Origin of the sequence: Mycobacterium sp. (genome assembly GCF_050701675.1) — a bacterium.
Lineage (GTDB): Bacteria > Actinomycetota > Actinomycetes > Mycobacteriales > Mycobacteriaceae > Mycobacterium.
This window is the reverse complement of the sequence record NZ_JBOGDD010000588.1, coordinates 1-20,473: the sequence shown is the minus strand read 5'-3', so window position 1 is coordinate 20,473 and position 20,473 is coordinate 1. Positions and strand designations below refer to the sequence as shown.

Genomic DNA, 20,473 nt, shown 5'->3' with positions numbered 1-20,473 from the left:
CGTGATCGGCGGGCAGCTGCGACTCCGACACCGCCCCCTCACGGAACGGCATGTACAGATGCGGGTGCTCGTCGTCGGCCAGCACGATCGTGATCGGCCGTTCCACGTGCGAGAGGCCCGCGTCCAGCAGCGGCCAGCTCGAGCCCGTCGCGTACACGACGTTGCCGTTGCCGAGCAGGACGAGCGCGTCGACGCCCTTGTCCTTCATCGCCGAGCGCAGGCGCGCACCGATCTCGCGGTACATCCGGCCGCGATCGGGCAGGTCTGGTATGTCGAGGGCAGCCGCGCCCGAGGTCGCGAATGTGGTCATGAGATACCGAGGAACTTCTTGATGTTCGCGCTAGTGATCTTCACGGCGTTCTCCGCACCGACGGCCTCGACGACCGTCGCCAGGGACTTCTCCGAATATCCGAACGTGCTCTCGTTGTGCGGATAGTCCGACGACCACATCACCCTGTCCACGCCGATGTGGTCGATCAGCTGCAGTCCGAGCGGATCCACCATGAACGATGCGCTCATGTGGTTGTCCCAGTAGTGCCGGACCTCGTGGGAGAGCTCGTGGTTGAACATGTGACGGTAGGAAGCCAGCATGTGCTCGGCGTCCTGCAAGGCGGTCGGGACCCAGGCGATCCCGCCCTCGAACCAGCCGATCTGCAGTTTCGGGTGCCGGTCCAGAATGCCGGAGAAGACGTACTTGGCGAACTGCTCGCGGAACGAGTCGACGTTGACCATCATGCCGACGACGACGCTGTTGTTCTCGCACGGCGTCTTTGGCGGGGTCTCGCCGATGTGGTGGGCGACCGGCAGGCCGGCTTCCTCGATCTCGTCCCACACCGCGTCGAGTGCGGTGCTGCCGTAGTCGTAGATGTTGCCGTCGTCGTCCTTGCCCGGATTCAGTGGCAGCAGGAACGTCTTGAGTCCCAACGACTTCAGCTCCGCGAGTGTGCTGCGCGTGCCCTTGGGATCCCACCAGTTGATCAGACCGACCCCGTAGAAGTGACCTCCTGACCGCTCCTGCAGCTCCGCCATGTACTCGTTGTAGATGCGGAACACGCGCTCGCGCAACGCCTTGTCCGGGTAGTGGAACAGCGCAAGCACGGCGTTGGGGAAGGCCAGTTCCTTGTCGATGCCGTCCTCGGCGAGTTCGCGGATGCGGGCCTCGATGTCGTTCGACGCCGCCCCGGCCATGTCGTCGTACTGCATCAGGACACGGCCGAAGTCGCCGCCCGTCCAGGCCTTGCCCTTCATGCCCACCATGTAGGCGCCGTCCTCGTACCAGATGCGGGGCGCCGCACCCTTGAGTTCCTCGGGGAAGCGCTCGTAGAAGATGTCGTCGGCGACCGAGATGTGGTTGTCCGCCGAGAAGATCTCGGTGCCAACGGGCAGCCCGACAACGGTGCCGTCGGAGTGTCCGTGGCGATTCTTGGGTGCCCCCCAACCTTCGGCGGGATAGAGGGTGGTAGTTGGGGTAGACATCGTTGACACTCCAATCGGGCTGTGCTGCAGGGCTGTTCGGTGACTACCAGGTAACCGGAAGTTCGTAGACGCCGTATGCGAGACGGTCGTTCTTGAAGGGGACCTCGTCGAGCGGCACCGCGAGGCGGAGCGTGGGGATGCGGCGGAACAGCGTGTGGAAGACGATCTGCAGCTCGGCGCGAGCCAGTTGCTGCCCGACGCACTGGTGCCTGCCGTAGCCGAAGCCGAGCTGCTGGGAGGCGTCGCGGGTCAGGTCGAGACGGTCCGGTTCCGGGTACGCGGTGGCGTCCCAGTTCGCCGGTGCGAGGTCGATGATGATGCCCTCGCCGCCGCGGATGGTCTCTCCGGCGATCTCGATGTCATCCGTCGCGACCCTGCGTTGTCCGTTCTGGATGATGGAGAGGTACCGCATCAACTCTTCGACAGCGTTGGCGATGAACTTGGGATCGTCGGATTCACTGAGCAGCTTGGCCTGTTCGGGGTTCTCGAGCAGTGCCAGCACGCCGATGCCGATCATGTTGGCGGTCGTCTCGTGTCCCGCGATGAGCAGCCCGGTCCCGAGTTGGGCGGCCTCCTTGACGTCGATCTCGCCTGCGGTGACCCGCTCGGCGAGGTCGGAGACGGCATCCTCGGCCGGATTCGCCATCTTGGCCTCGACGAGGTCGCAGAGGTATTTGGAGAGACTCATGCCCTTGGTCATGGTGTCCTCGGCCTTGGCGTACCGGTCGAGGCCGACGTTGGCGTGGTGCTGGAAGAACTCGTGGTCTTCGTATGGGACGCCGAGCATTTCACTGATCACCAGCGTCGGGACCGGCAGGGCCAGGGCCGTGACGACGTCGGCGGGGCTCGGTCCTGCCAGGATCGTGTCGATGTGTTCGTCGGTGACCTGCTGAATCGTGGGCCGCAGACCCTCCACCCGCTTGAAGGTGAAGGGCTTCGACAGCATCCGGCGGAACCGGGTGTGTTCCTCGGCGTCGGAGGTGAACACCGAGCGCGGCCGCTTGTTGACCGTCGAGACCATCATCTCGTTCCAGTGGGGGAAGCCGGACCGGCGGTCGTCGACGCTGACGCGAGGGTCGGCGAACAGTTCACGCGCCACGGCGTGTCCCGTGATCAGCCAGGGCGTGCTGCCGTCCCAGATTCGTACGCGGGAAAGGGGTTTGACCGTACCCACCTCGAGCAGCTCGGGCGGCGGCGCGAACGGGCACCGCGCTGACCGCTCCACGGGGTAGTCGGGGACGTCGGCCGAAACGTGTTCGGCGGCCAGCGTGTCAGACATGGTTCTCCGTCATTCCTCGATGTCGATGGCAAGGGCTGGACAGGCCGCGGCGGCCTTGCGGGTCTCTTCGGCTGAGTCGGGGCCGGGATTGCGGACGAGGAGGACGACGACGCCGTCGTCGTCGCGTTGGTCGAAGACGTCGCTCGCGTTGAGGACGCACTGACCGGACGAGACGCACTTGTCCTGGTCGACGGTCACCCTCATGACGGAGCGTCCTCGGGGGTGACGGGCGCCAGCCAGAGGCCCACGATGGCGTCGATGAGTCCCGAACCGGCCGCCTGCCACGACGTTCGGGCCACGGTCGCTCCCTTTGCGAGGGCACGTTCTCGGTCGGCACAGCTGTGCATCAACAGGTTTCTGGCCATGATGTTGCGTTCGAAGCGGACGTCGAGCGGCAGGTCGGGCAGACACCGGTTGATGCCGTCGACGACCTGGACGAGCGAGGGTGAGCTCAGGGCATCCCGCACCACCATCCCGTGGTACGCGGGGTCGGTCATCGCCTGGGCGGCGAAACGCGCATACCAGGTCGGGTTTCCCAGTACGGCAAGGTGTTCGGTCAGTGGGCGCACCAGGCAGCCGACCCAGTCCCGCATCTCGGTTGAGTCCGCCGTCGTCGCGACCATGCTCTCCCTGAGCTCTTCGATCGGCTCGCGGTGGCGCTGCTCGATGGCCCTGACCAGATCGGTCTTGGTGCCGAAGTGATAGCCGACCGCGGCATTGTTGCCCTGTCCGGCGGCCTCGCTGACCTGTCGGTTGGAGACGGCGAACACGCCGTGCTCGGCGTAGAGGCGTTCGGCTGCGGTAAGGATGGCCTCGCGGGTGGTGCTGGCCCGCTCGGTCCGCAGGGGTCTGGCTGCGGTCACCTGCTCAGTCAACGCGGATCAGTCAATTAAGTCAAGCGATTGATTTAAAACGGCTCGACGCCGTCCGATCTCGGCCGGCGAAATAGCATTCCCTGTCGTTGAACGGACGTCTTGACGACAGGGAATGCTATTTCGCCGAGGGGGTGGGTCAGGCCCGTGGCTTGCGCGGCGGCATCACCTTGCCTGCCACAGTGCCGCCGTCGACCGGCAACACCGTGCCGGTGACGTAGCGCGAGCGGTCCGTTGCGTAGTACAGGACCGCCTCGGCGACGTCGTTCGCCGTGCCCTCTTGCTTCAGCGGCCGGTCGTCGCGCATCTGCTGTCGAATCCTGGCCTCGAAGGCCTCGAGCCGATCTCGATCCTCGCCCGTCGCCGACTTCTTCAGAATCTGCGTGGGGATGTTGCCAGGAGCGATGCAGTTCACCCGAATCTCGTACTGCGCCAGCTCGATTGCCGCCGACTTGGTGAAGTGGATGACCGCGGCCTTGGACGCTCGGTAAGTCGACACCCCGCCACCCGCCTGGATGCCGCCGATCGAGGACATGTTGATGATCGACCCACCGCCCGCCGAGGCCATGTGCCTGGCCGCGTCCCTGGTACCCGCCATCACGCCGAGCACGTTTACGCGCATGACCTTGTCGAACTCCTCGAGATCCTCCTCGAAGAGCCCGCGCCGCAGGGGGCTCGAGATGCCAGCGTTGTTGACCATCACGTGCAGTCCCCCGAACGTCTCGACCGCGAAGTCGACGAGTCGACCGACCTGGGCCTGATCGCCGACGTCTGCGTGGCGGAAGACCGCGTCGCCGCCCGCTTCGTCGGCCAGGGCCTCGCCGAGTTCGGTTTGCACGTCGGCGATCACCACCTTGGCGCCCTCGGCGAGAAACCTCTCGACGACGCCTCTGCCGATCCCCGCCGCCCCGCCGGTGACGATCGCCACCTTGCCGTCCAACTCGTTCGTCATAGCGCAGAACTCCCTTCGAGAAATTCGAGAAGCAACGCGTTCAGCGCGTCGGGCCGTTCGAGCTGCGGGCAGTGGCCCGCACCGTCGACCACCGCTGAGCGTGCGTGTTCGATCCTGCCCGCGATGTCGGCGGCCCAACCGCGGGGCAACAGCTTGTCGCCTGCACCCTCGACCACGAGCGTCGGCACCGTGATGCGGTCGTAGGCGCGGGCGGTCGGCGGACTCGCTGGGGGCGTCGCCCCAGGCCTGCGGAAGCGCGCCGCCGCGATCGCCTCCCAGGCGCCGGGCGCGGTACTCGACTCGTGGCGGCGCCGCACGTACTGCTCGTCCGCGGCGTAGGCCTGGTCGAAGAACAGCGCCGTCACGATCCGGCGCATGCCCTCGACGCTGGCGTCGTAGTCATACAGCGCATCGGCGTGCTCGTTGCGCTGGATCTCGCCGCCGCCGCAGATCAGCGTGAGCGTCCGCACCGGCAGTACGGGCGCTTCGGAGGTGGCGTCGACGAGAAGGTTGATCGCCCCCATCGAGTTGCCGACGAAGTGGGCGGCACCAACCTCCAGCACGTCGCAGAACCGGGCGACGTGCCGAATCCGCATGCCGCGACCGTCGACGAAGTCGAGGACCTTCGCGGAATCGCCGTAACCCAGCATGTCGGGAGCCAGTACGCGATGGTGCGTCGCGAGAGCGCCGATGGTGTGTTCCCAACCCAGTTCCGCGCTGGCGCCGAACTCACCGCCGTGCAGCAGCACGACGGGATCGCCCTCGCCTGCCTCGAGGTACCCGGTGACGAGTCCATCCACGACAACCGTCTTGCGCTCAAACTCCACGGGCCGACGATACTGGCATTTGCAAATCATGAGAGCTGCATTCTCGCAGCGAGGAACTGTACGAAGCGCTTAGGCGAGGGATCCGGCCCGCCCACCTCAACTTCGAGGCAGGCCCAGTACCCGTTGGGCGATGATGTTGCGCTGAATCTCCGAGGTGCCGCCCGCAATCGTGCCCGCATAGGTGCCGATGTAACGCGCAAACCAGCTGGCGGCGAACAAGTCTGGACGATACGGATTGATCGCGGCGGTGAACGCGGGGTCCATCAGGCCGTCCGCTCCTGCGGCGTCGAGAGCATGTCTGGCCGCGTTTTGTTCGGCTTCGGAACCCAGCACCTTGAGCACCGACACCGCCGAGGCGTCGTCCTCGCCGCGGGCGGCCCGTGCCAGGGCCGCCGATCCCTGCAGCCGCAGCGCCTGGTAATCCATCGCGATCGTCGCGTAGCGGTCGCGGTCGAGCGCCCCGACCGGGCGGAAGCCCTCGAGGAGATCCTTCAACCGGTTGGCGAAACTCGTCCACATCAGCGTTCGTTCGTGGCCCAGCGACCCGTTCGCCACCTTCCAACCACCGTTGAGCGGGCCGACCAGATTCTCGGCGGGCACCCGAACGTCAGTCAGGAACACCTCGTTGAAGTCGAGGTGCTCGCGGTCGTAGACCGCGGCGAACGGCCTGCACTGCACGCCGGGGATGTCGGTCGGAATCAGCAGCACGCTGATGCCCGTGTGCTTGGCACCGGCGTCGGTGCGGACGAACGCGAGAATGACGTCGGCGTCGTGAGCGCCTGAAGTCCACACCTTCTGCCCGTTCACCAGGAAGTGATCACCGTCGAGAATCGCCTGCGTGCGCAGGCCCGCGAGATCGGAGCCCGCCCCGGGTTCGCTCATGCCAAGCGATGCGGTCAGCTCCGCTCGCAGGAGTGGCACCGCCCACCGCTGCTTCTGTTGCGGTGTCCCGAATGTCAGCAGCGACGCCGCGATGATCCCGACACCCTGAGGATTGAACGAGTGGTACAGCCGCCTGCGCGAGAGTTCCTCGCGGTGCACGTACTGCTGGAGGATGCCCGCGTTGCGGCCGCCGTACTCGGGTGGGTTGCCCGGCAGCAACCAGCCGTGGTCGAACTGCAGGCGCTGCCACCGCCTGGCCCACTCGGGCACGTGCGACGTCGAGCGAGATCGCTCCGCAGCTTCAGCCTCGGTCGGGAGGTGCTCGTCGAGGAACGCGACGAACTCGGCGCGGAAGTCCTCGACGTCGGCATCGAAGGTGAGCTGCACGGCACTCCTCGCTCGGCGGTGGCGCCCCCGTCGAGGAGGCCGCCTACTTGAAGATATCAAGGTATTGATATTCACTGGTGCGCAGAGACCGTGGAGACGGTTGGCAAGCGGAGGAGCACGAGTGCTCGACGGAGAGAAGATCCTCATCACCGGCGCCACGGGAAAGATCGCCTTTCCCATCGCACGGGCGCTGGCACCGCGCAACGAGGTCTGGGGTGTGGCCCGACTGCAGCGCCCAGGCGACGAGCAGAGGCTGACCGACGCGGGCATCACCCCGATTGCACTCGACGTCAGCACCGGTGACTTCTCGGCGCTCCCAGAGGATTTCACGTACGTCTTTCATGCCGCGGTCGACACCGGCGCCGACGACTGGACTCGCTGCGTGGAGACGAACGCGCAGAACTCCGGTGAACTGCTCCATCACTGCCGCGCCGCGAAGGGATTCGTGTTCTGCTCGACGGGGTCGATCTACGGCTACCAGGGGCAACGACCGCTGACCGAAGCAGACCCGCCGGGGGTGCCGCTGCGCCCGAATTACAGCTTCTCCAAGGTGGCCGCCGAAGCCGTCTGCACGTGGATTGCGAAGAAGTACGAGATCCCGCTGACCATCATCAGGATCTGCTCCACCTACGGGCCGGAGGGTGGTGCGCCCGCCGATCGGCTGGAGATGATTCTCGCGCGCAAGCCGATCCGGCTTCATCCCGACCGGCCGAACAACTACAACCCGATCTACGAGGACGACTACGTCGAGTTCGGCATCCGCGCCATGGAGGTCGCCGCGACCCCGCCGGTCGTCGTCAACTGGGCAGGCAGTGAGACGGTCAGCATCGAGGACTACTGCACCTATCTCGGCGAACTCGTCGGGGTCGAGCCGATCTTCAACTACACGCCCGACGCGCATACCCCGCTGTGGCCGGACGTGACGTACATGCACCAGCTACTCGGACGGACGAAAGTGCCATGGCGCGAAGGCTTTCGGAAGATGGTCGAAGCCCGCCATCCCGAGATCGAGCTTCCGGCCACCACGGAAGTCCGACGCTGATGCTGCTTCCAGGGATGCCGTCGGACGAGGTCTCCGACGTCGTCGGCAATGGAAACGGCGACATCACCACGGTGTTCGTTTCGATGGCGACGCGCCACCCCGAGGGTACCGACGCCGAATACCTGCAGTGGCACACGCTCGATCATCGGCCCGAGCAACACCGCTTGAGCGCGGTTCGGGCGTCGTTGCGCCTGGTGTCGACTCCTGCTTGCCGGGCGGCCAGGGCGGCGACCCACGACCGCTTCGATGCGGTCGACCACGTGATGTCGTACTTCTTCTCCGACGTCGGGGGCATGGACGGGTTCCTGGCGCTGTCCAAGGCGCTGGGGGCGGCAGGGCGCAAGCTGCCCCTACTGCCTCACGTCGAGCGTGGCGTGTACGGAGTGCGCGACAAAGTCGCGGCGCCGCGAGTGAAGGTGGGCTCCGACGTCCTGCCGTGGTGGCCGATCCGCGGGTGCTATCTGCTGCTGGAGGATCGCGAGGCGTCGGCAGCAGATCTGGTCGGGATCGACGGTGTCGCCGGGGTGTGGTCAACGACGGCACTCGACGTCGACCCGCGACTCGCGTCCGCGCAGGCGGGCCAGCAACTCACCTACTGCTTCCTCGACGACGACCCTGTCGACACCGCGGCGCGGTTGCGGCCCGTTCTCGAAGGTCGTTGGGGCGCAACGGGTATCGAGCCCCTCTTCGCCGCACCGTTTCACCCGGTCGTCCCCCACGAATGGGACCGATATGTGCCATGACGAGTGGGCGCGATGAGCGTCGGCTTGATGGTCGGCTCCGACAAGGTGCGCTCCCGCGCCGATCGGTTGGCCGGGCTCATCGCCGATGCCGTGGCCGCCGAGGATGCCGGCTTCGCCTCCTTCTGGATTCCGCAGGTTCCCGGCTACCTGGATGCGATGACCGCGGTCGCGCTCGCCGGGCAGGCCACGACGCGCATCGAAATCGGCACCGCCATCGTGCCACTTCAAACGCGGCACCCCATCGCGCTCGCACAGCAGGCGCTCACCACGGGGGCGGCCTGCTCGGGCCGGTTCACGCTCGGCGTTGGTCCGTCGCACCACTGGATCATCGACGGGCAACTCGGCCTGCCGTACGACCGCCCGGCCCACTTGGTGCGCGACTACCTCGATGTCATGAACGCCGCCTTCACCGACCCGGGACCGGTCGACGTCGAGAACGACACCTATCGCGTGCATAGCCCGATGGACGTCGCCGATCCCGGCTCGGTGCCCATCCTGCTCGCCGCGCTCGGACCAGCGATGTTGCGCATCGCGGGTGAGCACACCTCGGGAACCCTCCTCTGGATGGCCGACGAGCGCGCTATCGGCGAACACGTCGTGCCGCGAATCACGGCTGCAGCCAGTGCCGTTGGGCGACCGGTACCGCGCATCGTGGCAGGCGTCCCCGTGGCCCTCTGCTCGGAGCGGGACGTCGACGACGCCCGCGCGCAGGCAAGCGAGGTCCTCGGGCACGCGGACTTCTCCCCCAACTACGTCCGACTGCTCGAACACGGGGACGCCGAGGACGTCGGTGACACGATGGCCGCGGGCGACGAAGCCGCGATCAGCGGCAGATTGCGCCGCTACCGCGATGCAGGTGTCACCGATCTGGCTACGCGGGTGGTCCCACTCGGGGACGACACCATGGCCCGCGACGCATCACGACGGCGAACGCTGGACTTCCTCGCATCCCTCTGCTCTGAACTCTGAGTCAAGTTGGTGCGCTCGGCAACTCAGGCGCATCGATGAGTTCGGTCGGCGGGTCGGGCAGCAGGCCCGCCGAGTTGCACACCATTGCGAAACAGACGTAGGTGCCCGCGGTGAACAGCACCTCCAGCAGCTGCGCGCGGTCGAAGTGCCCCGCGAGCCGAGCCCAGGTCTCGTCGTCGACCACCTGACGTTCGATGAGTTGATCGGTCGCGGCCAGCACGGATCGCTCGATGGGTGACCAGACATCGGCGCCCGGTCCGTCCGGGATCGCATACAGCTGATCGGTGCTGAGCCCCGCCTGCCGGCCGATCCGCGTGTGCTGGCTCCATTCGTAGGCCGACCGGGTCAGCCACGCGACGCGAAGGATGATCAGCTCGCGCAGGCGGACGTCGACGGTGGCGTTCTTGGCCAGCACGTCGTTGAATGCCAGCCACCCCTGACCGAGCGGCACGTGGTGGGCGAGCACGCCCAGGACCTTGGGCATCGGTCGGGCATCAGGCCCGACGTACAGCTCCGGTCGGCGGATGAAGACAGGCAGAGCCTCTTTGGCGTCGTCGTCCCACTGCTCGAACGGGACCGGTGAAAGACGTTGCGGCTCAGTCATCCGTGTTCACCGCACTTGCTGCCCGGCCACGGCGATCGACTTGAGATCGGTGTAACCGTCGAACCCCTCGCGGCCCAGCTCTCGGCCGTAACCGCTGCCCTTCACTCCACCGAACGGTGCGAACGGGTCCATCGTGTAACCCTGGTTGACGCCGAAGGTTCCAGTGCGGATCCGAGCCGCGACGGCCAGGCCGCGGGCGCTGTCGTCGGTCCACACCGACCCGGCGAGTCCGTAGTCCGAGTCGTTGGCGATGCGGACCGCGTCCTCTTCGTCGTCGTAGGCGATGACGGTCAGCACGGGCCCGAAGATCTCTTCGCGCGCGATGCCCATGTCATTGTCGGCATCGCTGAACAGCGTGGGCCGTACGTACCAGCCGTGCTCGAGGCCGTCGGGCATGTCGGCCCCGCCGAGCACCAACCGGGCGCCTTCCCGCTCACCGGCGTGGATGTGGTCACGCACCCGACGCTGTTGACGCTGGGTGACCAGCGGGCCGACCTGTGTCGCGGAGTCGGCCGGATCGCCGACGACCATGGCGGACATCTCGGCTGCCAGCGCGTCGACGAAATCGGCAGATCGACTGGCGGGAACAAGAATTCGCGTGAGGGCATTGCAGATCTGGCCACTGTTGGAGAGGCTCGCGGAGCGGATGCCTGCCGCGGCCGTCGCCGGGTCCGCATCGTCGAGGAGGATGGCGGCGGACTTGCCGCCGAGTTCCAGGCTGACCCGTTTCAGATCGGCGCCGCACGACGCGGCGACACGTCGACCCGCCGCTGTCGAACCGGTGAACGACACCTTGTCGACCCCAGGATGACCGACCAGGTACTCACCGACCGTCGCGTCACCGGGCAGCACGCTGACCACACCCGCGGGAAGGCCGACCCCGTCCAGCATCTCTGCGAGCAACAGGGCGTCGAGAGGGGTTTCGGGAGCCGGTTTGAGCACGACGGCGCAGCCGGCCAACAGCGCGGGCACCAGCTTGGTGGCGATGAGGAACTGCGGCATGTTCCACGGCACGATGGCGGCCACGACGCCGACGGGTTCCCGGCGGATGTGGAGGTTGGCACCGAAGAAGCCGGCCCGCGTCTCCTGCCACGGATAGTTCTCGGCGACGTCGCAAAAGGCGTTCATCATCATCAGGGGCAGGCCCACCTGAGCGCGCTGAGCAAACGTGATGGGGGCGCCCAGCTCGGTGCTGATCGCCTGGGCCATCTCACCTTTGCGCTCGCCGTAGACCTTCACCAGGCGGCGCACGGCGTCGACCCGCTCGGATACGGCCAGGCGCGGCCACGGGCCCGTGTCGAATGCCGACCGTGCCGCCGCGACTGCCGCGTCGACGTCGGCGGTCGACGCTGCGGCGACGCGCGCCACCACGTTCTCGGAATGTGGCGAGGTCACCTCGATGACACCATCGGTGCTCGGCGCGGACCACGTCCCACCGATGAACAGAGCATCTTCGCGGTGCATCCAGACCTCCTCTGCGTGACGCGCAAAACGGCAATATCAACTACTTGTGATTGCGACGCCGAGCATATACGGTCGGCGCAGCGAGGTCCCCGAAGTGTGCCGAACTCGTGGAGCGCACGTCGACGCCGACCGCCGATTCGACAGGAGCAGCCATGGCTCGTTTTCCCAAGCCGGCCGAAGGTAGTTGGACGGAGCACTACCCGCACCTCGGAACCGGACCGGTGTCCTACGAGGACTCCATCTCACCCGAGGTCTACGAGCTCGAGCGGGCGGCGATCTTCAAGCGCGCCTGGCTCAATGTCGGCCGCGTCGAGCAACTTCCGCGCACCGGAAGCTACTTCACCAAGGAGCTGAAGGTCGCCAACACGTCGATCATACTGGTGCGCACCAAGGACGGACGGGTCAACGCGTTCCACAACATCTGCAGACACCGCGGCAACAAGCTGGTGTGGAACGACATGCCACTGGAAGAGACCAGCGGCACGTGTCGGCAGTTCACCTGCAAGTACCACGCGTGGCGCTACGACCTGGACGGCAATCTCACCTTCGTCCAGCAGGAAGGTGAGTTCTTCGACCTTGACAAGAACGACTACGGCCTGGTGCCCGTGCACTGCGAGCTCTGGGAAGGCTTCATCTTCGTCAACTTCGCCAAGGTTCCCGAGCAATCGCTGACGGAATTCCTTGGCCCGATGATCACCGACCTGGCGGGCTATCCGTTCGGGAAGATGACGTCACGATTTCACTACCGCTCCGAGGTGAACGCGAACTGGAAGCTGTACATGGACGCGTTCCAGGAGTTTTATCACGCACCGATACTGCATGCGAACCAGTCGCCGACGAAGTTCTCGAAGGCCGCCGCCGAGGCCGGTTTCGAGGCGCCGCACTACCGCATCGACGGTCCCCACCGCTTGGTGAGCACGTCGGGGATTCGTGCGTGGGAGATGGACGCCGACATGCGAAAGCCCATGGAGGACATCTGCCAGAGCGGCCTGTTCGGGCCGTGGGACAGCCCCGACATCGGCGAAATGCCGGTCGGCATCAACCCGGCGAAGTGCCGCCCATGGGGGCTCGATTCGTTTCAGCTGTTCCCGAACTTCGTCATCCTGTTCTGGGGTCAAGGTTGGTACCTCACCTATCACTACTGGCCGACGTCGTACAACAGCCACGTCTTCGAGGGCACCCTCCACTTTCCTCAGCCGCGGACCCCCAGGGAGCGGATCGCGCAGGAACTGGCTGCGGTGTCCTTCAAGGAATACGGCCTGCAGGACGCGAATACGTTGGAGGCGACGCAGACGATGGTCGAGTCCCGCGCCGTCACGGAATTCGTGTACTGCGACCAAGAGGTCCTCCTGCGCCACCTGCACAACGAGACCGCCGCCTGGATCGACGACTACCAGCGCAAAACGGCGGGGGTGTGACACCGTGACCGCCATGCTGCCAAGTGAATTCGCCGACCTGGAGCGCTTCTCGGATTGGTGCCTGCCGAGCGAACGGGAGCGCTACGCCAAGCGGCTGAACAGCTCGATGCTCGAGATGCAGGCGTTCTACGACGCGGTCACCGCGATCGCCGAGGACGCAATTTCGTTCTGTGACAAGTTCTCTCTCGACGACATGCCCGAAGACGTCCTCAATCTGATGCACCTGCTGTACTCGATGATCATGGTGTCCTTCCCCGTCGAATGCTGGAAGCAGGCCCGCGTCCCCGACTCTGGTGCGACCTCCATGGACTGCCTCTCCGAACCGGTCCCGTGACCGACGACGTGATCGTCCTGCGAGCCGCCCGCTGGGCCGACGTCGCGGCAGGCGAGGTGCGCTCCCCCGCGGTCATCGTCGTGGAGGGAAACCGCATCACCGCGGTGAATCCGACTGAGCCGCCGCCCGACTCGGGTGTCGAGATCGATCTCGGCGACGTCACCCTGCTCCCCGGCCTGATGGACATGGAGCTCAACCTGCTCATCGGTGGACCCGGCGGGCCGGATGGACTGCCGTCACCGATGCACGGCGTCCAGGACGACCCCGCCTACCGCACGTTGCGCGCAGCGGTGAACGCCCGCACGACCCTCGTGGCGGGCTTCACCACCGTGCGCAACCTCGGCCTGATGGTCAAGACCGGCGGCTACCTGCTTGACGTGGCGCTGCAGCGGGCCATCGAGAACGGCTGGCACGAGGGTCCGCGGATCTACCCGGCCGGACACGCGGTGACGCCCTACGGTGGGCACCTCGATCCCACGGTGTTCCAGCGACTAGCCCCCGGCATCATGCCGCTGTCCGTGGCCGAGGGTATCGCGAACGGCGTGCCCGACGTGCAAGCATGTGTGCGATACCAAATCCGCCACGGCGCAAAGCTCATCAAGGTATCGGCCTCGGGCGGCGTGATGTCGCACAGCACCGCGCCAGGGTCCCAGCAGTACTCGGACGCCGAGTTCGAGGCAATCGCCGACGAGGCCCACCGGGCCGGCGTCCGCGTTGCCGCACATGCCGTCGGCGACAGTGCCATCCGGGCCTGCATCAGGGCAGGCATCGACTGCATCGAACACGGTTTCCTGGCCTCGGACGACACCATCCAGATGATGGTCGACCACGGCACCTTCCTGGTCTCGACGACGTACCTCACCGAGTCGATGGCGGTCGATCGGATCGCACCCGAACTGCGAAAGAAGGCGGCCGAGGTCTTCCCGATCGCCCAGGCGATGCTGCCAAAGGCCATCGCGGCGGGCGTCAAGATCGCCTGTGGTTCCGACGCACCCGCCATCCCCCACGGTCAGAACGCCAAGGAAGTCTGCGCGTTGGTCGACCGCGGTATGACGCCGATGCAGGCGCTGCGGGCGGCGACCATCACCAGCGCCGAACTCATCGAGGCGGACGACGAACTCGGGCGGCTCGCACCCGGGTATCTCGCCGACGTCATCGCGGTACCCGGTGACCCGTCCCGTGACATCACCACGACTCTCGACGTGCGGTTCGTGATGAAGGACGGCCGCATCTACAAGCGGCCGTAGCAGGCAGCGCGTCCGTGGCCGCCGCGCGCATGCGCGTCGGTGGGTTAGCGTCATCGCAGACGCGCTTGCGCAGGGAGACGAACATGGAACTCACCGACAACATCCTCTGGCTTCTCAAGCAGGCCTTCTACTTTTCATTGCGGACCGTCAACGACGCCATCAGCAGCCACGGCGTGACCACGGGTCAGCTGGGCATGATGCGTCAGCTTTCGGACGAGCCCGGCCTGTCCGGCGCCGAGCTCGCCCGCCGCCTGCTGATCACCCCACAGGGCGCGCAGCTCGCGCTGACGTCACTGGAACGCAGTGGCCTGGTTGAGCGCAAACCCGATCCCGCCCACGGCCGCATTCTGCGGGCGTACCTCACCGATCAGGGGCGCGCCGTCACCGCGGCCGTGTACGCCGACGCAGTAGCCGCACACAACAAGGTGTTCGGCGTGCTCGACGCGGACGAGCAGAAGACGCTGCACGCCCTTCTCGCGCGCGTCGTGGAACAGGGCACCGGCCATCCCCTGCTCGACGACCATTCCGAGAGCTGAGCGTCTGTCACCGACGCCGGTATCAATCACTTGATACCAATGACAAGTACTTGATACAGTCGCTTCGAGATGATCGAGACGCTGAGCGCCGACGGCTTCGTGCCGCTTCGGATCAAGCACGTTCGCAACGAGACCGACGACGCCGTGTCGTTGGTGTTCGACGTGCCGTCCGCACTGGCGCCGCAGTTCGCCTATGAGGCAGGCCAGTTCCTCACGGTCCGGGTGGCGGTGGGCGGCGAGGAGTACCTGCGGTGTTACTCGATGTCGTCCTCGCCTGCGCTGGGCGAGGACCTGCGCATCACCGTCAAGAGGGATCGCGCAGGCGTGGTCTCCAACTGGTTCAACGACCACGTCGCCCCGGGACACGAGATCGACGCGGCCCCGCCTGAGGGCCGGTTCGTCCTGAGGGACTCCGACCGGGACCTGGTCGCCTTCGCGGGCGGGAGCGGCATCACACCGGTGTTCTCACTGGTCCGATCCGCCTTGACGATCACGCCACGGCGAGTTCGGCTGTTCTACGCCAATCGAAGTCGACGCTCGGTGATTTTCGCCGATGAGCTGGACCGGCTCGTCGCGGCGCATCCCGATCGACTCGTCGTCGAGCACCACCTCGACGAAGACGCCGGCGTCGTCCGAACGGAGCAGATCGAGTCGTTCGTCAGCGAGGCCGGCGACGCCGATCTCTACATCTGCGGACCGGCGCCCTTCATGGACACCGTGGAATCGGCGGTGTCGGCCGCAGGGGTGCGGCCCGATCGCACGCACCTGGAACGGTTTCAGATCCCCGAGATCGCCGTTGGCGACGACGTCCCGACCGTCACCGAGGACGTCACCATCGTGCTCGACGGGCGCACCACCGTCGCGCCGTACCGGGACGGCAACACGTTGCTGCAGACCGTCCGCACGGCGGGCTTGAAGGCTCCCGCCTCTTGTGAAGTCGGTTCGTGTGGAACCTGTATGGCACGGGTCGTCGACGGGACCGCGCGGATGTTCAACAACGACGCATTGGAAGACGACGAGGTGGCCGACGGATGGGTGCTGACCTGTCAGGCAGTGCCGACGAGTCCGAAGGTCCGGGTCGTCTATGACTAGGGAGGGTGCCGTGCACGACATTACGAGGACGGGCCGGGTGGCGGTGGTCACCGGCGGCGCGTCCGGCATGGGCGAGTCGACGTGCCACGCCCTCGGCCGTGACGGCCACCGGGTGGCCGTCCTCGACGTCAACGGCGATGCGGCGCAACGTGTCGCGGAGAACTTGCGCGCAGGTGGCGTCGAAGCGCTCGGGGTGGCGGCGGACGTCACCGATCGGCCTGCGGTAGAGGAGGCGTTCGCCAAGGTTCGCTCCGAACTCGGGCCGGTTGGCATTCTTGTCACCAGCGCAGGGTTGGTGGACTTCTCGCCGTTCCTGGACATCACCCCGGAATCGTGGGCCCGGCTCATCGACGTCAACCTGACCGGCACGTTCCACTGCTGCCAGGCCGCGCTACCCGACATGATCGCGGCCAACTGGGGTCGCATCGTGATGATCTCGTCGTCGAGCGCCCAGCGCGGGTCGCCCAAGATGGCGCACTACGCCTCGTCCAAGGGCGCGTTGATATCGCTGACGAAGTCGCTGGCCCGCGAATACGCCTCGCACGGCATAACCGTCAACAACATCCCGCCGTCGGGGATCGAGACGCCCATGCAGCACCAGTCGCAGGCCGACGGAAACCTGCCATCCAACGAGACGATGGCGAGCAACATCCCGCTCGGCCACCTCGGTACCGGCGACGACATCGCCGCGGCGGCAGCGTTCCTGTGCTCCGACGCGGCCGGCTTCATCACCGGCCAGGTGCTTGGTGTCAACGGCGGATCCGTGATGTGACAAGACCGTTCGAACATACCGACGAAAAGGAGGATTAGATGGCGCGCTGGCCGAAACCCGCCGAGGGAAGTTGGACTGAGCACTATCCCGAGTTGGGCACGGGACCCATCTCCTTCCGCGACTCGACCTCGCCGGAGTTCTACGAACTCGAACGCGAAGCCATCTTCAAACGCGCCTGGCTCAACGTCGCCAGGGTGGAGGAGGTGCCGCGCGTCGGCAGCTACCTGACCAAGGAGATCGACGCTGCCAACGCCTCGATCATCGTGGTCCGCGGCAAGGATCAGGTCATCAGGGCCTTTCACAACATCTGTAGACACCGCGGTAACAAGCTGGTGTGGAACGACTTTCCCCGCCAGGAGACCAAGGGCGTCTGCAGGCAGTTCACCTGCAAGTACCACGCGTGGCGCTACGACCTCGAGGGTGCACTGACCTTCGTGCAGCAGGAGGGCGAGTTCTTCGACATCGACAAGGACAGCTACGGACTACGCCCAGTGCACTGCGACGTCTGGAACGGCTTCATCTTCGTCAACTTCGATGACGAGCCGCGCCAGACGCTGCGCGAATTCCTGGGTCCGATGGTCACCGCCCTGGACGACTATCCATTCGAGATGATGACGGAGCGTTACGATTTCGTAGCGCACAACAACAGCAACTGGAAGATCTTCGCCGACGCGTTCCAGGAGTACTACCACGTGCCATCGCTGCACTCGCAGCAGATTCCGACCGCGGTCCGTCAGCCCGACCAGACCTTCGAATGCGGCCACTTCCAGCTCGACGGGCCGCACCGCCTGGTGTCCACGGCGGGCACCAGACGCTGGCTGCTCGCGCCCGAGTACATGTATCCCGTCGAACGGGCCACCCGCAGCGGCCTGGTCGGCCCGTGGCGCACCCCGGAGACGCACTTCTCGGCCGGGCTGAACCCAGGTGGCATCGAGCCCTGGGGCATCACCAATTTCCAGATCTTCCCGAATCTGGAGATCCTGATCTATCACGGATGGTATCTGCTGTACCGCTACTGGCCGACGTCGCACAACACCCACGAGTTCGAGGCCTACAACGCCTTTCACCCTGCGCGCACGGTGCGCGAGCGCATCGAACACGAGGTCGCCTCGGTAGTGCTCAAGGAGTTCGCGCTTCAGGACGCAGGCATGCTCGGCGGCACTCAAGCAGCGCTTGAGTACGACGTCGTCGACCAATACCCGATCAGCGACCAGGAGATCCTCGTTCGGCATCTCCACAAGGTGTCGGTGGACTGGGTCGAACGGTACAAGGACGAACTCAGCCCGGCCGGGGTGTGACGATGACTTCCCTCCTGCCGAGCGCTTTTGCCGAGTTCGAGCCGTTCGCCGAGAAATGGTGCCTGGCCACTGAAGCGGAGCGATGGGAAGCGCGGCTGGCCACCCCGATGCCCGACATCCGCGAGTTCTACGACGCGTTCTCGCCACGGTTCGAGGATGCGATCGACTACTGCGACAAGTTCCCGCTCGAAGACATCTCAGACGACGCGCTGAACCTACTGCACCTGGTGTATTCGATGATCATGGTCTCGATGGCCGTTGAGGTCTTCGGTGCCCAGAAGCCCGCCGACTCGGCCGACGCGATCATCGACCGCGTCAGCGCGCCGGTGCCGTGATGCCACCGAGAACCCCATGAGAGAGGACGAGCGGCGATGAGCCTGCTGACGTTGAACAAGCTGACCGATTCCGTAGGTGCCGAAGTGGTCGGCGTCGACCCGGACCGACTCGCGAACGACGATCTGCTGGGTGCAGCAGTACTCGACGCCCTTGAGGACAACGGCGTCCTGGTCTTCCCGAACCTCCACCTCGATCCCGAAGCGCAGGTGGCGTTCTGCCGCAGGCTCGGAGAGGTGGACTTCTCGGCGGACGGCCAACATCCGGTGTCGGGGATCTACCCGATCACGCTCGACAAGTCGAAGAATGCCTCGGCCGCATATCTGCGCGCCACCTTCGACTGGCACATCGACGGCTGTACGCCGACCGGTGACGAGTGCCCACAGAAGGCGACTGTGCTCAGCGCGGTCCAAGTCGCCCGGACCGGGGGCGAGACGGAGTTCGCCAATTCCTATGCCGCCTACGAGGCGTTCAGTGATGAGGAGAAGGAGCGGTTGGACTCGCTGCGAGTAGTTCACTCGCTCGAGGCGTCGCAGAGCCGCATCAACCCGGATCCCTCGCCAGAGTTGGTGGCGCGGTGGCGGGCTCGTCCCACCCATGAACATCCGCTCGTGTGGACCCATCGCAGTGGGCGCAAGTCGTTGGTGCTTGGCGCATCTGCGCACTACGTCGTCGGCATGAACCGCGACGAAGGACAAGCACTGCTCGCCGAATTGCTCGACCGGGCCACCCAACCCAGTCTGGTGTACCGCCATCACTGGTCGGTCGGCGACACGGTGATCTGGGACAACAACGGTGTCCTCCATCGTGCGGCGCCCTACGATCCCGATTCTCCGCGTTGGATGTTGCGCACGACCGTGCTGGGTGACGAGCCGATCCGGTAACGGGTCGTAGAGTCCTCGGACATGACCGAAGAACTCGACGGCAAGCGCATTCTCGTCACCGGGGGTGCGACGGGCATCGGCGCCGCGGCGGTCGCCGTGCTCACGGCAGCGGGCGCCAGGGTGGCAGCGACGTACCACCGCACTCCACCTTCCGGGGACTCGAGCGCCGAGTGGCTGCAGTGCGACGCCACCGAGCCGGACTCGGTCGACGCGGCCCTCCGCGACGTCGTGGCCGGCCTCGGCGGACTCGACGTGCTGGTCCACGCGGCCGGCCTCTGGCACCCCGGCGTGCCCGGTCAGATCCAAGTCGACGACATCCGACACGTGCTGGACACCAACTTCACCTCGACCGTCCTGACCAACCAGGCCGCCGCAGCGGCGATGGCCGACGGCGGTGGGCAGATCATCAACTTCGGCTCGAGCGAGGGCGTGATGGGCAGTCCGATGTCGGCGATCTACGCCGCGTCCAAGGCGGCCGTCGCCTCGTGGACCCGCTCGGCCGCCAAGACCTGGGCCGCCAGGGGCATCACCGTGAACGCCTTGGCACCCGCCGTGGAAACGCCAGGAGCGCAACGCCTCCGGGACTTCCTCGGGCCGGACCTCCTGCCGCTCGTCGAACAGCAGATCGCCGCGACGATCCCGCTGGGTGGCAAGCTCGGTGATCCCACTCGTGACCTCGGGCCAGTGTTGGTGTTCCTGGCTGGCGGTGGCGCGAGGTTCATCACCGGCCAGTTGATCGCGGTCGACGGCGGTCTGATGATGCTGGGGGCGTGATTTCGAATCATGGCCATTTCGAGATTCACCGAGAACGACGACGCCCGCATTCACTACCTCGACTCGGGCGGTGGGGATCGCGGCGCGCCGATCGTCTTCGTGCCAGGCATGACGGACATCGCCGATGATTACACCGCAGTGCTGCCGGAGTTCGGGCGTAGGACGGTCGTCGTGGAATTACGGGGACACGGCCGAAGCGGTAGCCCGCAACGCGGTTACGACCTCGCGACCTTGAGCACGGACGTCGGCGCCGTCGTGAATGCAGTGACCGATGGACCCGTTCACGTG

At 66.0% G+C, this 20,473-nt stretch carries 24 protein-coding genes; 14 read left to right on the top strand and 10 right to left on the bottom strand.

The features are described 5' to 3' along the window. The 8 genes from ACRDUX_RS18145 to ACRDUX_RS18110 form a co-directional block, all read right to left on the bottom strand. Positions 1-310 (bottom strand): aminopeptidase P family N-terminal domain-containing protein (locus ACRDUX_RS18145; RefSeq protein WP_526415409.1); only part of this gene is annotated, 310 nt, incomplete at its 3' end. Beyond that, positions 307-1,476 carry an amidohydrolase family protein gene (locus tag ACRDUX_RS18140; protein ID WP_526415408.1) on the bottom strand — a complete coding sequence of 390 codons (1,170 nt, stop codon included), beginning with the start codon at positions 1,474-1,476 and terminating at the stop codon, positions 307-309. The genes ACRDUX_RS18145 and ACRDUX_RS18140, both read right to left, overlap by 4 nt. Positions 1,477-1,519: 43 nt before the next feature. Further along, positions 1,520-2,755, bottom strand: a complete 1,236-nt coding sequence (locus ACRDUX_RS18135) for a cytochrome P450 (RefSeq protein WP_526415407.1) — start codon at positions 2,753-2,755, stop codon at positions 1,520-1,522. 9 nt (positions 2,756-2,764) lie between these two features. Further along, positions 2,765-2,959, bottom strand: a complete 195-nt coding sequence (locus tag ACRDUX_RS18130) for a ferredoxin (RefSeq protein ID WP_526415406.1) — start codon at positions 2,957-2,959, stop codon at positions 2,765-2,767. Further along, positions 2,956-3,618, bottom strand: coding sequence for a TetR/AcrR family transcriptional regulator (locus tag ACRDUX_RS18125; protein WP_526415405.1), 663 nt, complete (start codon positions 3,616-3,618; stop codon positions 2,956-2,958). The genes ACRDUX_RS18130 and ACRDUX_RS18125 overlap by 4 nt, the downstream gene beginning before the upstream one ends. Before the next feature lie 148 nt (positions 3,619-3,766). Further along, positions 3,767-4,579 carry an SDR family NAD(P)-dependent oxidoreductase gene (locus ACRDUX_RS18120; protein WP_526415404.1) on the bottom strand — a complete coding sequence of 271 codons (813 nt, stop codon included), beginning with the start codon at positions 4,577-4,579 and terminating at the stop codon, positions 3,767-3,769. Next, on the bottom strand, positions 4,576-5,406 hold the full coding sequence (locus tag ACRDUX_RS18115; RefSeq protein WP_526415403.1) for an alpha/beta fold hydrolase: 831 nt from the start codon (positions 5,404-5,406) through the stop codon (positions 4,576-4,578). The genes ACRDUX_RS18120 and ACRDUX_RS18115 overlap by 4 nt, the downstream gene beginning before the upstream one ends. Before the next feature lie 96 nt (positions 5,407-5,502). Beyond that, positions 5,503-6,675, bottom strand: coding sequence for an acyl-CoA dehydrogenase family protein (locus ACRDUX_RS18110; RefSeq protein ID WP_526415402.1), 1,173 nt, complete (start codon positions 6,673-6,675; stop codon positions 5,503-5,505). A gap of 121 nt (positions 6,676-6,796) precedes the next feature. Here ACRDUX_RS18110 and ACRDUX_RS18105 point away from each other — a divergent pair, with 121 nt between their 5' ends. Genes ACRDUX_RS18105 through ACRDUX_RS18095 form a run of 3 tightly spaced genes read left to right on the top strand, consistent with a single transcriptional unit; the run spans position 6,797 to position 9,429 of the window. Further along, positions 6,797-7,717, top strand: a complete 921-nt coding sequence (locus ACRDUX_RS18105) for an NAD-dependent epimerase/dehydratase family protein (protein WP_526415401.1) — start codon at positions 6,797-6,799, stop codon at positions 7,715-7,717. Beyond that, the gene (locus ACRDUX_RS18100) at positions 7,717-8,460 is read left to right on the top strand and encodes a hypothetical protein (RefSeq protein WP_526415400.1); all 744 of its coding nucleotides are present in this window, start codon (positions 7,717-7,719) and stop codon (positions 8,458-8,460) included. The genes ACRDUX_RS18105 and ACRDUX_RS18100 overlap by 1 nt, the downstream gene beginning before the upstream one ends. 12 nt (positions 8,461-8,472) lie before the next feature. Further along, positions 8,473-9,429 carry an LLM class F420-dependent oxidoreductase gene (locus tag ACRDUX_RS18095; protein WP_526415399.1) on the top strand — a complete coding sequence of 319 codons (957 nt, stop codon included), beginning with the start codon at positions 8,473-8,475 and terminating at the stop codon, positions 9,427-9,429. 1 nt (position 9,430) lies between these two features. Here ACRDUX_RS18095 and ACRDUX_RS18090 read toward each other — a convergent pair whose 3' ends face one another. Then, entirely contained in the window at positions 9,431-10,033 is a 603-nt protein-coding gene (locus ACRDUX_RS18090) for a carboxymuconolactone decarboxylase family protein (RefSeq protein WP_526415398.1), read from the bottom strand. 6 nt (positions 10,034-10,039) lie between these two features. Next, positions 10,040-11,497 carry an aldehyde dehydrogenase gene (locus tag ACRDUX_RS18085; protein ID WP_526415397.1) on the bottom strand — a complete coding sequence of 486 codons (1,458 nt, stop codon included), beginning with the start codon at positions 11,495-11,497 and terminating at the stop codon, positions 10,040-10,042. Between the two features lie 152 nt (positions 11,498-11,649). Here ACRDUX_RS18085 and ACRDUX_RS18080 point away from each other — a divergent pair, with 152 nt between their 5' ends. The 11 genes from ACRDUX_RS18080 to ACRDUX_RS18030 all read left to right on the top strand — a co-directional run. Continuing rightward, entirely contained in the window at positions 11,650-12,915 is a 1,266-nt protein-coding gene (locus tag ACRDUX_RS18080) for an aromatic ring-hydroxylating oxygenase subunit alpha (protein ID WP_526415396.1), read from the top strand. Between the two features lie 13 nt (positions 12,916-12,928). Next, positions 12,929-13,249, top strand: coding sequence for a hypothetical protein (locus ACRDUX_RS18075; RefSeq protein ID WP_526415395.1), 321 nt, complete (start codon positions 12,929-12,931; stop codon positions 13,247-13,249). Further along, positions 13,246-14,496, top strand: a complete 1,251-nt coding sequence (locus ACRDUX_RS18070; protein WP_526415394.1) for a metal-dependent hydrolase family protein — start codon at positions 13,246-13,248, stop codon at positions 14,494-14,496. The genes ACRDUX_RS18075 and ACRDUX_RS18070 overlap by 4 nt, the downstream gene beginning before the upstream one ends. Positions 14,497-14,579: 83 nt before the next feature. Further along, positions 14,580-15,032 (top strand): MarR family winged helix-turn-helix transcriptional regulator, encoded by a 453-nt coding sequence (locus ACRDUX_RS18065; protein ID WP_526415393.1) that lies wholly within the window; start codon positions 14,580-14,582, stop codon positions 15,030-15,032. Between the two features lie 69 nt (positions 15,033-15,101). After that, the gene (locus ACRDUX_RS18060) at positions 15,102-16,124 is read left to right on the top strand and encodes a 2Fe-2S iron-sulfur cluster-binding protein (protein ID WP_526415392.1); all 1,023 of its coding nucleotides are present in this window, start codon (positions 15,102-15,104) and stop codon (positions 16,122-16,124) included. A gap of 19 nt (positions 16,125-16,143) precedes the next feature. Beyond that, positions 16,144-16,896, top strand: coding sequence for an SDR family NAD(P)-dependent oxidoreductase (locus ACRDUX_RS18055; RefSeq protein WP_526415410.1), 753 nt, complete (start codon positions 16,144-16,146; stop codon positions 16,894-16,896). 38 nt (positions 16,897-16,934) lie between these two features. Then, complete coding sequence (locus ACRDUX_RS18050) at positions 16,935-18,194, top strand: aromatic ring-hydroxylating oxygenase subunit alpha (protein WP_526415391.1); 1,260 nt, start codon at positions 16,935-16,937, stop codon at positions 18,192-18,194. Between the two features lie 2 nt (positions 18,195-18,196). Then, the gene (locus ACRDUX_RS18045; RefSeq protein WP_526415390.1) at positions 18,197-18,529 is read left to right on the top strand and encodes a hypothetical protein; all 333 of its coding nucleotides are present in this window, start codon (positions 18,197-18,199) and stop codon (positions 18,527-18,529) included. Between the two features lie 36 nt (positions 18,530-18,565). After that, the gene (locus ACRDUX_RS18040; protein WP_526415389.1) at positions 18,566-19,411 is read left to right on the top strand and encodes a TauD/TfdA dioxygenase family protein; all 846 of its coding nucleotides are present in this window, start codon (positions 18,566-18,568) and stop codon (positions 19,409-19,411) included. A 21-nt stretch (positions 19,412-19,432) separates the two neighbouring features. Then, positions 19,433-20,185 (top strand): SDR family NAD(P)-dependent oxidoreductase, encoded by a 753-nt coding sequence (locus tag ACRDUX_RS18035; protein WP_526415388.1) that lies wholly within the window; start codon positions 19,433-19,435, stop codon positions 20,183-20,185. Positions 20,186-20,194: 9 nt separating this feature from the next. Beyond that, a partial coding sequence (locus tag ACRDUX_RS18030; protein ID WP_526415387.1) for an alpha/beta fold hydrolase occupies positions 20,195-20,473 on the top strand: 279 nt, incomplete at its 3' end.

What these genes read in the sequence shown, in the direction of transcription:
- ACRDUX_RS18140 (WP_526415408.1), bottom strand. Translation starts at nt 1,476, where the DNA reads ATGTCTACCCCAACTACCACCCTCTATCCCGCCGAAGGTTGGGGGGCA.
- ACRDUX_RS18135 (WP_526415407.1), bottom strand. Translation starts at nt 2,755, where the DNA reads ATGTCTGACACGCTGGCCGCCGAACACGTTTCGGCCGACGTCCCCGAC.
- ACRDUX_RS18130 (WP_526415406.1), bottom strand. Translation starts at nt 2,959, where the DNA reads ATGAGGGTGACCGTCGACCAGGACAAGTGCGTCTCGTCCGGTCAGTGC.
- ACRDUX_RS18120 (WP_526415404.1), bottom strand. Translation starts at nt 4,579, where the DNA reads ATGACGAACGAGTTGGACGGCAAGGTGGCGATCGTCACCGGCGGGGCG.
- ACRDUX_RS18100 (WP_526415400.1), top strand. Translation starts at nt 7,717, where the DNA reads ATGCTGCTTCCAGGGATGCCGTCGGACGAGGTCTCCGACGTCGTCGGC.
- ACRDUX_RS18095 (WP_526415399.1), top strand. Translation starts at nt 8,473, where the DNA reads ATGAGCGTCGGCTTGATGGTCGGCTCCGACAAGGTGCGCTCCCGCGCC.
- ACRDUX_RS18090 (WP_526415398.1), bottom strand. Translation starts at nt 10,033, where the DNA reads ATGACTGAGCCGCAACGTCTTTCACCGGTCCCGTTCGAGCAGTGGGAC.
- ACRDUX_RS18085 (WP_526415397.1), bottom strand. Translation starts at nt 11,497, where the DNA reads ATGCACCGCGAAGATGCTCTGTTCATCGGTGGGACGTGGTCCGCGCCG.
- ACRDUX_RS18080 (WP_526415396.1), top strand. Translation starts at nt 11,650, where the DNA reads ATGGCTCGTTTTCCCAAGCCGGCCGAAGGTAGTTGGACGGAGCACTAC.
- ACRDUX_RS18075 (WP_526415395.1), top strand. Translation starts at nt 12,929, where the DNA reads ATGCTGCCAAGTGAATTCGCCGACCTGGAGCGCTTCTCGGATTGGTGC.
- ACRDUX_RS18065 (WP_526415393.1), top strand. Translation starts at nt 14,580, where the DNA reads ATGGAACTCACCGACAACATCCTCTGGCTTCTCAAGCAGGCCTTCTAC.
- ACRDUX_RS18060 (WP_526415392.1), top strand. Translation starts at nt 15,102, where the DNA reads ATGATCGAGACGCTGAGCGCCGACGGCTTCGTGCCGCTTCGGATCAAG.
- ACRDUX_RS18050 (WP_526415391.1), top strand. Translation starts at nt 16,935, where the DNA reads ATGGCGCGCTGGCCGAAACCCGCCGAGGGAAGTTGGACTGAGCACTAT.
- ACRDUX_RS18045 (WP_526415390.1), top strand. Translation starts at nt 18,197, where the DNA reads ATGACTTCCCTCCTGCCGAGCGCTTTTGCCGAGTTCGAGCCGTTCGCC.
- ACRDUX_RS18040 (WP_526415389.1), top strand. Translation starts at nt 18,566, where the DNA reads ATGAGCCTGCTGACGTTGAACAAGCTGACCGATTCCGTAGGTGCCGAA.
- ACRDUX_RS18035 (WP_526415388.1), top strand. Translation starts at nt 19,433, where the DNA reads ATGACCGAAGAACTCGACGGCAAGCGCATTCTCGTCACCGGGGGTGCG.